The following is a 12,872-nucleotide window of genomic DNA, read 5'->3' as shown; positions in this document are numbered from 1 at the left end:
AACGCGTCCACGAAGGGAGCCTCACCGCGCCTGCGCTCACTCGTCGATCGCCTCGACCGTGCTGGAGAGCACGTAGCCTTCGTTGCGCACCGTCTTGATGATCGTCGGCTCCCGCGCGTTGTCGCCGAGGCGCTGACGCAAGCGGCTCACCTGCAGGTCGATCGAGCGGTCGAAGACGTCCGTCTCGCGCCCTTGCGTGAGCTCCATCAGCTGGTCGCGGCTCAGCACGCGCTGGGGGTGCGCGAGGAACACCGCGAGCATGCGGTACTCGGCGCCCGATAGCGGCACCGCCGTATCGTCGGGTGCGATCAGGTGGCGGCCGACCGTGTCGAGGCGCCAAGCGCCAAAGCGCAACATCGTGGCATGGGCCGGCGGATGGGTATCCAGATTCGGGGGCAGGGCGCGGGCTCGTCTGAGAATCGCGCGGATCCGCGCGAGCAGTTCGCGCGGCACGAACGGCTTCGGCAGGTAATCGTCTGCCCCCATCTCCAGTCCGAGAATGCGGTCCATATCCTCGCCTCGTGCCGTCAGCATCAGCACGGGCGTATTCGCGTGCGTCCCGCCGGCACGCAGGTTGCGGCACAACGTCAGTCCGTCCTCGCCGGGCAGCATCAGATCGAGCACGATCAGGTCGACGCGATGCCGATCGAGGGCGGCCTTCATTTCGCGCCCGTCCGCCGCGGTCGTGCAGCGCAGCCCCTGCTTTTCGAGGTAGTCGGCGAGCAGCGTGCGGATTTCGCGGTCGTCGTCGACGATGAGGATATGGTCCTGGGCGTTGGTCATGGCTGCGTCGCTGCGTGGTCGATACGGAAGCCGGGTCGTCCCCGACGACCCGAATCATAAGCCGCGACGTCGGAGCCTTTGTATCCCCGAGTATCTTCCGGCGCGCGTGCAACATGACTATGCAAAGCGCCTCGGCGCGGACAAATCCCGCTTACATGGCAATGTTCGAATGATGTCGTCGCCCGGACACGAGGCGTATCCGACAATACAGGAGAGTCATCATGAAATCATTGATCAGAACTTCGATTCTTGCGGCCTTCGTGGCTTCGCTCGGTATCGGCAGCATGGGCGCGATGGCCGCAGCGCAGGCGGACTGCGACGGTCCGCACGGCGGAATGGCTGGCAGGATGCATCGCATGGACCCGGCCAGCATCACCGAGCGCGCGACCCAACGGCTCGCCCAGTTGCAGACGGCGCTCGCACTCAAGCCCGACCAGACGGCGGCGTGGGAGCAGTTCAAGGGCGTGATGCAGGAGAAAGCAAGGAAGGCCGCCGAGCACATGCAGGCGATGCGCAGCCAGGAACATCCGAAGACGGCCCTCGAGCGCCTGGACCGGATGGAAACCTTCGGGCGCGAGCGCATGGCTGCGCTTCAGGACATCCGCAAGGCCGCAGAGAGCTTCTACGGCCGCCTCGATGCCGCACAGAAGAAGACCTTCGATGAGCAGTTCCACTTTTTCGGGCCGCATGCGGCACCTGCCGCGAAGCGAGGCGAGCGCATGGGCGGGCGCGCGCCGGTGCGGCCGGCAACGCCTGACTGAAGCTCGCGCCAATGAAAAAGCCGCGCCTTGTGGGCGCGGCTTTCCTGGCTAAGGCGGACCGGATACCGGCCCGCCCATTCGAGGAGATCAGTGGAACTGCTCTTCTTCGGTCGAGCCGGTGAGGGCCTTGACCGAGGAGGACCCGCCCTGGATGACGGTCGTGACTTCGTCGAAGTAACCCGTACCGACTTCCTGCTGGTGCGAGACGAAGGTGTAGCCTTGTTCGCGAGCAGCGAATTCCGGCTCCTGGACCATCTCGACGTAGTGCTTCATTCCTTCGCCGCCGGCGTAGGCCTTGGCGAACCGGAAGGTGTTGTACCAATTGACGTGGATACCAGCCAGCGTGATGAACTGGTACTTGTAGCCCAGTTCGGACAGCTTGTCCTGGAATTCGGCGATGGTCTTGTCGTCCAGGTTCTTCTTCCAGTTGAAGGACGGCGAGCAGTTGTAGGACAGCAGCTTGCCCGGGCACTTCTCGTGCACGGCTTGCGCGAATTCGCGGGCAAAGCCCAGGTCCGGCGTGCCGGTTTCGCACCATACCAGGTCAGCATACGGAGCGTATGCCACACCACGGCTGATTGCCTGCTCCAGACCGTTCTTGACACGGTAGAAGCCCTCTTGAGTACGCTCGCCGGTCAGGAACGGCTTGTCGTTGGCGTCGTGGTCGGAGGTGATCAGGTTCGCTGCTTCAGCGTCGGTACGGGCCAGAACGATGGTCGGTACGCCCATGACGTCGGCTGCGAAACGCGCAGAAACCAGCTTCTCGATTGCTTCCTGGGTCGGAACCAGCACCTTGCCGCCCATGTGGCCGCACTTCTTCACAGCGGCGAGCTGGTCTTCGAAGTGCACGCCTGCTGCGCCGGCAGCGATCATGTTCTTCATCAGCTCGAAGGCGTTCAGCACGCCGCCGAAACCGGCTTCAGCGTCAGCCACGATCGGCAGGAAGTAGTCGATGAAGCCCTCGTCGCCCGGATTGACGCCACGCGACCACTGGATTTCGTCAGCGCGCTTGAAGGTATTGTTGATGCGACGAACCATGGTCGGCACGGAGTCGTATGCGTACAGCGACTGGTCGGGGTACATGGTTTCGGAGGTGTTGCCGTCGGCAGCAACTTGCCAGCCCGACAGGTACACGGCTTCCAGGCCAGCCTTGGCCTGCTGCATTGCCTGGCCAGCGGTGATCGCGCCGAAGGCGTTCACGTAACCCTTCTTGGCGCCGCCGTTGACCTTCGCCCACAGCTTCTCGGCACCTTCCTTGGCGAGCGTGTACTCGACCTGCTTGGAACCACGCAGGCGGACAACGTCTGCAGCGGAGTAGTTGCGCTTGATGCCTTTCCAGCGCGGATTTTCAGCCCAGTCTTTTTCGAGGGCCTTGATTTGTTCTTCGCGAGTTGCCATGGTCATTCTCCTTGGTAAAGCGAGTGAAAAGAAAAAAGAAAACTTGATGGGAGAATGATATGCGGTTTTTTGCGAGGCAACAAGGTCTTATATAAGACATATAACCAAAATTAAATCATTGATTTTCAATGGCTTACATTTTCAATTTCGCGATGCAGAATGATTTTTCTTAAAATGAAACAACTTTCTGACATGCTGCCGCATGCTTTTTCACGATACAAAACAGACTTTTTGGATCGTGAAATTCCGTGCGCATATTGACGAAAGACCGGCCAGCAATGGCACTCACCTTGACCAAGGTCAAAAGAAACAGTGCCGGCGGGAGCACCTGCTCCGGCCGGCAACCATACGAGACACCCTTGCGGGCGAAAGCAGAGGAGCCCTCAGCGCTCAGCGCATCCGGCAGGTTTTGATGCCGAAAATCGAATACAGCGGGCACCAGCCCGCCAGGGCGGTTACCAGCGGAACGATACCGATCAGGGCAATCCATTTCAGATCGCCTTGCAGGATGAAAAACAGGCTGAAAAAAACCGCTGCCAGAGCCAGTCTGATGATCTTGTCGACGGAACCGACGTTTGCGTTCATGAAGTTCTCCTTACCTAGGTTGTGGAAGGGCTTCAGGATAGGCAAGCTGCAACGTGATGTCTGTAACCCAAGTCACATAAGCCCGGCAATTCAGCGCGTCGCGGCCAGTGCGCGCAGCTTGTCGGCATCGATGATTTCGATTCGCCCGCGGCCCAGCGCGAGCATGCCGCGCTGGGCGAAATCGTCCAGCAACCGGCTGACCATCTCGCGCACCGTGCCCAGTTCGTCGGCAAGCTGCTGATGCGTCAATGCGATCGGCGCCGCTCGCCCGGCCGCAGTGCCTTCCTGCAGGCCCGCATGCGCCAGCAGCGCCGCCGCGAGACGCACGTCCAGCCGCAGCGTCACCACTTCCTCGACCAGCTCCATGGTGTTGACCAGCCGCTTGCCGAGGGCTTGAAACATCGCGTTCCGGAATGCGGCATTGTTCGCGATGCACTCGTTGAACAAGCCGGACGGCATCACGGTCAGCCGCGTCGCGTCTCCCGTCATGCCGCTGGCCGGATACTGGCCGCCGCCCAGCAGGCAGCCAAGCGACAGGATGCACGGTTCATCCGGGGTAACGCGGTACAACTCGATACGGCGGCCGTTGGCCAGGTGCTTGAATACGCGCACCATGCCAGACAAGATGATGGGAAAACCGCCGCAATCGGTCCCGGTTTCGAATACCCGGGTGCCGGCCGGCAGTTCCAGCACCGGCTGCGCGGCCAACCGGTCGAGTACCTCCGCCGGCAGCCCGAGCAGCAGCGGCTGCGCCGCGATCTGCGAAGAGGAAGCGGTCGTCATGGATGCGGGTATTCAGGCCAGTGGCTGGGTCGACACCAGCACGCCGTCGGCGTCGGCATAGATCCAGTCACCCGGGTTGATCGCGACGCCCGCGATCGATACGCGCAGATCGCGGTCGCCCACGCCCTTGCGCACACTGCGCTGCGGGTGCGTCGCAAGTGCGCGCACACCGATGCCGCATGCATTGATTTCTTCCGAGTCGCGGATGCAACCGTTGACGATAATGCCCGCCCAGCCATTCTTCTCGGCCAGGACACCCAGGTTGCCGCCCACCAGAGCACAGCGCAGGCTGCCGCCGCCGTCCACCACCAGCACGCGGCCATTGCCGGGCGTTTCCAGCGCCGCACGCACCAGCACGTTGTCCTCGAATACCTTGAGCGTGGCGGCCTGGCCGGAGAATTTCACCAGCTTGCCGAACTTCTGGAATACGGGCGGCAGGACGGCCAGGGCGCCGTTCGCCAGTTTGTCTTCATTCGCATCGCAAATATCGCAGGTCGCAAAGCTCATCCGGTTCTCCTTGGGTCAAAAACTGGCATTGTAAGCGAGCTTGCGGACAAAAAAGCCACCGGCGAAATGCGGCGGCTCGTCGAGCGATGTCTTTGCGCCTAAGCGGCTGCCGCCACCTCGGATCTTTTTGCCGTGTTGACGCCGACGCTGACCGCCGTGAAAATCGCCAGCGACTGGAACAGGCCGATGCCGATGAACAGCCAGGACGGATGCCCGGCGTCCATCAGCGCGCCGAATAGCACCGGCGCGCCCGCCAGGCCGATATCGAGCCCGGAGTACACGACGCCATAGACGCGGCCGGTCGCATTCTTCGGTGCCGCGGCGCGAATCAGCAGGTCGCGCGACGGTCCGGCGATGCCGGCGCCGAAACCGATCACCCCCATCAGCACGATCGCCAACAGCGGCGGCACGATGCCGGCGGCGATCACGAGCGACACGAGGCCGGAAGCGGTGAATGCCATCGCGATCGTGCGCTCATGGCGCGTGGTGCGCGAAGCCATGAACCCGCCCACCACCATCCCGGCGGCCGACGCCAGCATGTAGGCCGTATAGCCGGCGGTGGCGGAAGCGAGCGACATGCCGTACAGCGCGCGCAGCCCCGGCGAGGAAAAGCTCTGGATGCCGCCCAGCGCCATCGCCGTGATGAAGAAGAAAGCGAAGCACATCCATACCGCCGGCAGGCGCATGAAATCGAGCGCATGGCCGCCGGCAGCTGCGCTCTTGCCGCCGGCTGCGACAGCCGTCTTGATCTCTTCCACCCCCAGCAAGTCGCGGCAGGCGAACAGGATCACCAAGGTCGCGAACGGAATGCAGGCTGCGGCGGCCAGTGCCATTCGCCAGTTGAACAGCGCCGCCAGCGTGGTCAAAAACACCGGTGCGGCCGCCCAGCCGAGATTGCCGGAAATGCCATGCACCGAAAACGCGTGCCCGAGGCGTTGCGTGGATACCCGCTTGTTGAGCAGGGTGAAATCGGCCGGATGAAACACGCTGTTGCCTAAGCCGGCAAGCATGGATCCGGCCAGCAGCATCGCATAGCTCTGCGCCTGGGACAGCAGCAGCGCCGCCACACCGAGCAAGGCGATGCCCGCGAACAGGACCGTGCGCGCGCCGACGCGATCGACCACGAAGCCGGCCAGTGCCTGGCCGACGCCCGACACGATGAAGAACACCGTCATCACGAAACCCAGCTCCGCGTACGACAGGCTGAATGCCTCCTTCAGCCACGGGAACAGCGGCGCCAGAATCAGGTGAAAGAAATGCGACACGCCATGCGCGACACCCACCAGGCCGATCACCTGCGCGTCGCGCCGCAGGGAAGGAATTGCTGTTGCACTCATCTCCACCTCTTTGAATTGTCGATGCAAGGAGTGTAAGCAAAAAGGAGGCGTCTGTTTTAAGATAAAAAGACAATCTTTATCGAATATTTGACAGCACCGCTTTCCATTTCCCATGGCAATCCACCCCGTCACCCACACCCGCCTGCATCTGCCAGGCACAGCCCCGACCGCCGAGCGCCCGGTACGCCTCGTGGCGCGCGACCTCGATGCATCCGAACTGCTGGCCGCCCACCACCATGCCTGGGGCCAGGTCACCTATGCACTGGACGGCGTGGTACGCGTGACGGTCGGGAACACCACCTGGATTGTGCCGCCGCAACGCGCGATCTGGATTCCCGCACACGCGCGGCATGAGGTCGTCACGCTGGAAAAGGCCCGCCTGCGCGCGCTCTACGTGCATGCCGAAGTCGCGCCGTTTCGCGGCGAGCGGTGCGAAGTGCTGGATGTCTCACCGCTGTTGCGCGAACTGGTGGTGGCGCTGTCGCAGGCGGATGCCGGATCGCCGCGCGAAGAAAAGCTGTCCGCGCTGATCCTCGACGAAGTGGCGCGCTGCGCGACCCTGCCGATCTGCGTTGCGCTGCCCGAGGACAAGCGCCTGAAGGCCTTGTGCGAAATGCTGATCGCCGACCCGGCGTCCGCGTTGACACTGGAGGAGTGGGCCACGCGCGCGGGAGCGTCCGCACGCACGCTGGCGCGCCTGTTCGAGCGCGAGCTGGGCATGAACTTCAGCCAGTGGCGCCAGCAAGTGCGGCTGGCGCATGCGGCGCCGCTGATTGCGCGCGGATTACCGCTGTCGCGAGTTGCCGCGGAACTGGGGTACGCCAGCCAGTCGGCGTTCTCGGCGATGTTCAAGAAGACTTTCGGACAGTCGCCGAGCGCATTTTTTGCACGCGGGGAGAGTTAATTCCATCACGTGCCGCAAAAGAAAAAGGCCACCCGACGTGGCCTTTTCCCTGGGCAGCAAGCGCTTAATGCGCAGCCTTGTCGAACGCCAGCGCGCCGTTGCGCGCGTCGACTGAGATCCTGTCCTTCGGGCCGAAGCGGCCATCCAGGATCATCTTCGACAACGGGTTCTCGATCTCCTGCTGGATCGCGCGCTTCAACGGACGTGCGCCATACACCGGATCGAAACCGGCTTCCGCGATCTTCTGCAGCGCCGCGTCCGTGACCTCGAGCGTCATGTCCATCTTCGCCAGCCGCTGTTCCAGCACATGCAGCTGGATACGCGCGATGGCGCCGATGTTCTTCGCGTCGAGCGCATGGAACACCACGATCTCGTCGATGCGGTTGATGAACTCCGGGCGGAAATGCCCTTTCACCTCGGCCATCACGGCCAGCTTCACCAGCTGCGGATCGCTTTCTTCCATCGACTGGATCTTGTGCGAACCGAGGTTCGAGGTCATCACGATCACGGTATTACGGAAGTCGACCGTGCGCCCCTGGCCATCGGTCATGCGGCCGTCATCGAGCACCTGCAGCAGTACGTTGAACACATCCGGATGCGCCTTCTCGATCTCGTCGAGCAGGATCACGCTGTAGGGCTTGCGCCGCACCGCCTCGGTGAGATAGCCGCCTTCTTCATAACCGACGTATCCCGGCGGCGCGCCGATCAGCCGTGCGACCGAGTGCTTCTCCATGAACTCGCTCATGTCGAGGCGGATCATCGCTTCCTCGGTATCGAACAGGAAGGAGGCCAACGCCTTGCACAGCTCGGTCTTGCCCACGCCGGTCGGGCCGAGGAACATGAACGAGCCGTACGGTCGGTTCGGATCGGACAGCCCTGCGCGCGAACGGCGGATCGCATCGGACACGGCGACGATCGCCTCGTCCTGTCCGACCACCCGCTTGTGCAATTCCTCTTCCATGTGCAGCAGCTTGTCGCGCTCGCCCTGCATCATCTTCGATACCGGGATGCCGGTGGCGCGCGACACCACCTCCGCGATTTCTTCCGCGCCGACCTGCATGCGCACCAGCTTCGGCACCTGCGCTTCGGCCTTGTCGGCCTGCTTGAGTTGCGCTTCCAGCTGCGGCAGCTTCCCATACTGCAGCTCGGACATCTTCTGCCAGTCGCCGCGGCGCTTGGCCTCGTCCATCTGCAGCCTGATTTTTTCTATCTCTTCCTTGATGTGCTGCGCGCCCTGCACCGTCGCCTTTTCCGCCTTCCAGACTTCTTCCAGGTCGGCGTACTCGCGCTCCAGCTTGTGGATTTCATCTTCGATCAGGCCGAGGCGCTTCTGTGATGCCTCGTCGGTTTCCTTCTTCACCGCTTCGCGCTCGATCTTCAGCTGGATCAGGCGACGGTCGAGCTTATCCATCACTTCCGGCTTGGAGTCGATCTCGATCTTGATCTTGGAAGCGGCTTCATCGATCAGGTCGATCGCCTTGTCCGGCAGGAAACGGTCGGTGATATACCGGTGCGACAGTTCGGCAGCCGCCACGATCGCCGGGTCGGTAATCTCGACGCCGTGGTGCACCTCGTACTTTTCCTGCAGCCCGCGCAGGATCGCGATGGTCGCTTCCACGCTCGGCTCGTCCACCAGGATCTTCTGGAAGCGGCGCTCCAGCGCGGCATCCTTTTCCACGTACTTGCGGTATTCGTCGAGCGTGGTCGCGCCGACGCAGTGCAGCTCGCCGCGCGCCAGCGCAGGCTTGAGCATATTGCCCGCATCGATCGCGCCTTCGGCCTTGCCGGCACCGACCATGGTGTGCAGCTCGTCGATGAAGACGATCGTCTGGCCTTCATCCTGCGCGAGTTCCTTCAGCACGGCCTTCAGGCGTTCCTCGAATTCGCCGCGGTATTTGGCGCCGGCCAGCAGCGCGGCCATGTCGAGCGACAGAACGCGCTTGCCCTTCAGGCTGTCCGGCACTTCACCGTTGACGATGCGCTGTGCCAGGCCTTCGACAATCGCGGTTTTACCCACGCCCGGCTCGCCGATCAGCACCGGGTTGTTCTTGGAACGGCGCTGCAAGACCTGGATCGCGCGACGGATTTCATCGTCGCGGCCGATCACCGGGTCAAGCTTGCCGGCGCGCGCGCGCTCGGTCAAGTCGAGCGTGTATTTCTTCAATGCTTCGCGCTGTCCTTCGGCGTCCTGCGAGGACACGCTGCCGCCGCCACGCACCGCCTCGATCGCAGCCTCCAGCGATTTGCGCGCCAGCCCGTTGTCGCGGGCCGCGCGGCCCGCTTCGGATTTATCTTCGGTCAGCGCAAGCAGCACCATTTCGCTGGCGATGAACTGGTCGCCGCGCTTTTGCGCTTCCTTGTCCGCCAGGTTCAGCAATGCGACGGACTCGCGCCCGATCTGCACTTCGCCGCCGGTGCCTTCCACCTTGGGCAGTCGTTCCAGCGCGTGCTTCAGCGCGTTCTGCAGGCCACCGGTATTGACGCCCGCGCGCTGCAGCAGCGAGCGCGCGCCGCCGTCATCCTGGTTCAGTAAGGCGGTCAGGATGTGCACCGGCTCGATGTACTGGTTGTCGTTGCCGACTGCCAGGCTTTGAGCATCGGACAGGGCTTCTTGCAATTTGGTTGTTAATTTGTCGAGACGCATGGATGTATTCTCCAGAAATTCGATTTGCTAACAACTTGGGGACAGGCCAACCACATTTCAAGCAAGGTTTTTGATTCTGGCTATTTCAGGATCAGAATGGGATGGATCTAGGTCAAGTTCAAACAAGTTATATGGAGCACATCCGGCGCAAAATAAATGTTTCCAAAAAGGAAACAAAAGCCGGCATCAAGAGCCGGCCTGTGACTGCAAGCCAACGGACATGGATTCAGGAGCCGGAAATGGCGCGGTAGGTCGCGAAGCCGGCAATGCAGAAGGCAATCGAGCCAGCCAGGTGCAACAGCACATGGGTCAGCGCCCATCCATAATTGCCGCGCTGGAGCAGCACCATCGCCTCGGCCGAGAAGCTGGAAAAGGTGGTCAGGCCGCCGAGAAAGCCGGTCACCACAAACAAACGCCATTCAAGTGGCACGGTTGGATGCGCGGTGAAGTAACCGACTGCGAGCCCGATCATGTATCCGCCGCCGAGGTTGGCGGTCAGTGTGCCCAGCAGGACTTGCGCATGCAGGTTGTTGAGCAGGTTGCCGAGGCCCCAGCGCAACCAGGCGCCGACCGCGGCCCCCAGGCCGACTGCCAGCCAGTTCATTCCTGGCCACCCGAGTTGGCGGAACTGATGCCCCATTTCGCCAGCGCCTTGTCGTCGGCAACGCGCGCATCAACCCAGCGCGCGCCCTGCGCCGTCTGCTCTTTTTTCCAGAACGGCGCCTGCGTCTTCAGGTAATCCATGATGAATTCACAGGCCGCGAACGCTTCGCCGCGATGCGCTGAAGTCACCGCAACCAGCACGATCTGGTCCAGCGGCTTCAGGGGGCCGACGCGGTGGATTACCAGCGCATCGAAGATGCTCCAGCGCGCCTTGGCCTGCGCCACGATGTCGTCCAGCGCCTTTTCCGTCATGCCCGGATAGTGTTCCAGCTCCATTTCGGACACGCCCGCACCTTCGTTCATGTCGCGCACGGTGCCGATGAAACTCACTACCGCACCGACGCGCGCATCATTGGCGCGCAGTTGCGCAATCTCGGCGCCGAGGTCGAAATCCTGGGGCTGGACACGAATCGCCATGATCGCTCTCAGCCGCCCGTCACCGGCGGGAAGAATGCCACTTCACAGCCTTCGGAAATGCGCGCGGAGGCATCCGTCATCTGCTGGTTGTACGCCATGCGCAGCGCTCGTCCCTCGGCCAGCGCCTCGGCCCACACGCCGCCGCGCGCGCGCAGGAAGGTGCGCACGTCACCGACGGTTTGCACGTGTGCCGGCACCGAAACGGCTTCCTGGCCGGTGCCGAGCGCTTCCCGGATGCTGGCGAAGAAACGGAGTTGGATATTCATCTGTACTAGTACAACAATTCGCTGAATGGAAGGAAACGCACCGTGTCGCCCTGGGCTATCGTTTGTCCGGGCGGATTGTCGATCAGGCCGGAACCCCAGACCGTCGAGGTCAGCACCGCCGAGCCCTGGTTGGGAAACAGGTCGAGACCGCCCTGCTCATTGATTTTCGCCCGCAGGAACTCGTTGCGCCGGTCGGCCTTGGCCCATGCGAAATCGGCGCGCAAATTGAATGCCCTGGGCGCAACATCGGCGACGCCCTGCAGACGCAAAATGAACGGCCGCACGAACAGCAGGAAGGTCACGAAGCTCGACACCGGGTTGCCGGGCAAGCCGATGAAGTATGCGCAGCCATCCTGTCCGGTGCGGTCGATTTGACCGAAGGCGAGTGGCTTGCCGGGCTTGATCGCGATCTGCCACATGTTCAGCCGCCCTTCCGCCTCGACGGCGGGTTTGATGTAGTCCTCTTCGCCGACCGACACGCCGCCGGAAGTGATGATCAGGTCATGGTCGGCGGCGGCGCGGCGCAACGTATCGCGCGTGGCCTGCAGCGAATCCGGCACGATGCCGTAATCGGTGATCTCGCAGCCGAGGTTTTCCAGCAGGCCGCGCAGCGTGAAGCGGTTGGAGTTGTAGATCGCACCGGGCTTGAGCGGCTCACCCGGCATCGCCAGTTCGTCGCCGGTGAAGAATACCGCTACGCGCGGCTTGCGCACCACCGGCAGATGGGCCAGACCGACCGATGCGGCCAGCCCGAGCTCCTGCGCGCGCAGGCGGGTGCCGGCTGCAAGAATGATACTGCCGGCACGGATATCCTCGCCGGTGCGGCGTATCCATTCGCCGGTTTTCGGCGCGTGGCGAATGGTGACGATATCGCCTTCCGCCGTCTTTTCCAGCTCGCACTGCTCCTGCATTACCACAGCGTCCGCACCAGGCGGGATCATCGCGCCGGTGAAAATCCGGGCCGCCGTTCCCGGCTGCAGCGCCTGCCCCACATGACCGGCAGGAATGCGCTGCGACACCGCCAGCCTGGCGTTGCCTCCGGCGCAGTCGGCCGCGCGCACCGCGTAGCCGTCCATCTGGGTATTGTCCATCGGCGGGACATTGAGCTGCGAGGTCTGGGCCACGGCAAGGACGCGGCCATTCGCTTCCAGCGTCGGCAGCGTTTGCGTTTGCGCGATCGGCTCGACCGCGGCAAGCAGGAAATCGAGCGCTTCGGCCGCGCTCAACATGGGCTTCCTTTCAGTCATGTTCGGCCCCACACTGGAAATGGCCGGATCACAAGCCGGTGCGGCTGGCGATGTAGGCCTTCATCTTCTCCACTTCCGCCCCCATCACTTCGAAGCGCTGCGGCAGCGCCTCGATATTCTCGAAGCCGGCCGGGCGTTCGGCGTCGCGCCCGAGCGCTTCGCGGATCGTCTCGTTGAATTTCGCCGGAAGCGCAGTCTCGAGCACAACCATGGTTTCACCCGGCGACAGGTATTCGCGCGCCACCTTCACACCATCGGCGGTATGAGTATCGATCGTCACGCCATACTTCGCCTGCACATCGCGGATGGTGGCGATGCGGTCGGCATGCACCGACTTGCCGGATACAAAGCCGTACTGCGCTACTTTCTTGAACTCGTCGCCATCGCTGCCCGGCTTGCCCGACAAATCGAAGCCGCCGTGCGTATCGACCTTCTTGAACAACGCCCGCACGCGCTCGGCGTCGCGTCCCAGCAGATCGAAGATGAAGCGCTCGAAATTGGACGCCTTGCTGATATCCATGCTGGGACTGGTGGTGTGATAGGTCTCGGCCGACTTGCGCACGCGGTACACGCCGGT

14 protein-coding genes are annotated in these 12,872 nt (G+C 62.8%); 2 read left to right on the top strand and 12 right to left on the bottom strand.

The genetic code is table 11. The annotated features are described in order from the left end of the window. Positions 1-36 precede the first annotated feature (36 nt). Entirely contained in the window at positions 37-783 is a 747-nt protein-coding gene (locus tag VJ673_RS03745) for a response regulator (protein ID WP_324124692.1), read from the bottom strand. A gap of 221 nt (positions 784-1,004) precedes the next feature. On the opposite strand from VJ673_RS03745, the gene VJ673_RS03740 reads away from it, so the two are divergent. Then, entirely contained in the window at positions 1,005-1,544 is a 540-nt protein-coding gene (locus tag VJ673_RS03740; RefSeq protein WP_324124691.1) for a Spy/CpxP family protein refolding chaperone, read from the top strand. 87 nt (positions 1,545-1,631) lie between these two features. Here VJ673_RS03740 and aceA read toward each other — a convergent pair whose 3' ends face one another. The 5 genes from aceA to VJ673_RS03715 form a co-directional block, all read right to left on the bottom strand. Then, the gene (gene aceA, locus VJ673_RS03735) at positions 1,632-2,942 is read right to left on the bottom strand and encodes an isocitrate lyase (protein WP_349254752.1); all 1,311 of its coding nucleotides are present in this window, start codon (positions 2,940-2,942) and stop codon (positions 1,632-1,634) included. A gap of 390 nt (positions 2,943-3,332) precedes the next feature. Next, a complete protein-coding gene (locus VJ673_RS03730; RefSeq protein ID WP_324124689.1) occupies positions 3,333-3,527 on the bottom strand; it encodes a YgaP family membrane protein in 195 nt (64 codons plus the stop codon). Positions 3,528-3,617: 90 nt separating this feature from the next. After that, positions 3,618-4,310 (bottom strand): Crp/Fnr family transcriptional regulator, encoded by a 693-nt coding sequence (locus VJ673_RS03725; RefSeq protein WP_324124688.1) that lies wholly within the window; start codon positions 4,308-4,310, stop codon positions 3,618-3,620. A 12-nt stretch (positions 4,311-4,322) separates the two neighbouring features. After that, positions 4,323-4,817, bottom strand: coding sequence for a ribonuclease E activity regulator RraA (gene rraA, locus VJ673_RS03720; RefSeq protein ID WP_324124687.1), 495 nt, complete (start codon positions 4,815-4,817; stop codon positions 4,323-4,325). 98 nt (positions 4,818-4,915) lie between these two features. Further along, a complete protein-coding gene (locus VJ673_RS03715) occupies positions 4,916-6,181 on the bottom strand; it encodes an MFS transporter (protein ID WP_324124686.1) in 1,266 nt (421 codons plus the stop codon). An 85-nt stretch (positions 6,182-6,266) separates the two neighbouring features. On the opposite strand from VJ673_RS03715, the gene VJ673_RS03710 reads away from it, so the two are divergent. Continuing rightward, complete coding sequence (locus tag VJ673_RS03710) at positions 6,267-7,058, top strand: AraC family transcriptional regulator (RefSeq protein WP_324124685.1); 792 nt, start codon at positions 6,267-6,269, stop codon at positions 7,056-7,058. 64 nt (positions 7,059-7,122) lie between these two features. Here the strand turns inward: VJ673_RS03710 and clpB are convergent, their stop codons facing one another. The 6 genes from clpB to VJ673_RS03680 form a co-directional block, all read right to left on the bottom strand. Continuing rightward, entirely contained in the window at positions 7,123-9,702 is a 2,580-nt protein-coding gene (gene clpB, locus VJ673_RS03705; RefSeq protein WP_324124684.1) for an ATP-dependent chaperone ClpB, read from the bottom strand. Between the two features lie 226 nt (positions 9,703-9,928). After that, positions 9,929-10,306 carry a fluoride efflux transporter CrcB gene (gene crcB, locus VJ673_RS03700; RefSeq protein ID WP_324124683.1) on the bottom strand — a complete coding sequence of 126 codons (378 nt, stop codon included), beginning with the start codon at positions 10,304-10,306 and terminating at the stop codon, positions 9,929-9,931. Further along, complete coding sequence (gene moaE, locus VJ673_RS03695) at positions 10,303-10,782, bottom strand: molybdopterin synthase catalytic subunit MoaE (RefSeq protein WP_324124682.1); 480 nt, start codon at positions 10,780-10,782, stop codon at positions 10,303-10,305. The genes crcB and moaE overlap by 4 nt, the downstream gene beginning before the upstream one ends. An 8-nt stretch (positions 10,783-10,790) precedes the next feature. Next, on the bottom strand, positions 10,791-11,048 hold the full coding sequence (moaD, locus tag VJ673_RS03690; protein WP_324124681.1) for a molybdopterin converting factor subunit 1: 258 nt from the start codon (positions 11,046-11,048) through the stop codon (positions 10,791-10,793). A 5-nt stretch (positions 11,049-11,053) separates the two neighbouring features. Next, on the bottom strand, positions 11,054-12,295 hold the full coding sequence (locus VJ673_RS03685) for a molybdopterin molybdotransferase MoeA (protein WP_324124680.1): 1,242 nt from the start codon (positions 12,293-12,295) through the stop codon (positions 11,054-11,056). Between the two features lie 28 nt (positions 12,296-12,323). Further along, positions 12,324-12,872 (bottom strand): PALP domain-containing protein (locus VJ673_RS03680; protein WP_491700801.1); only part of this gene is annotated, 549 nt, incomplete at its 5' end.

The organism is Aromatoleum sp. (assembly GCF_035254505.1).
Taxonomy (GTDB): Bacteria; Pseudomonadota; Gammaproteobacteria; order Burkholderiales; family Rhodocyclaceae; genus Aromatoleum.
The sequence above is the reverse complement of the archived record's forward strand: the minus strand, read 5'-3'. Positions and strand labels throughout refer to the sequence as shown.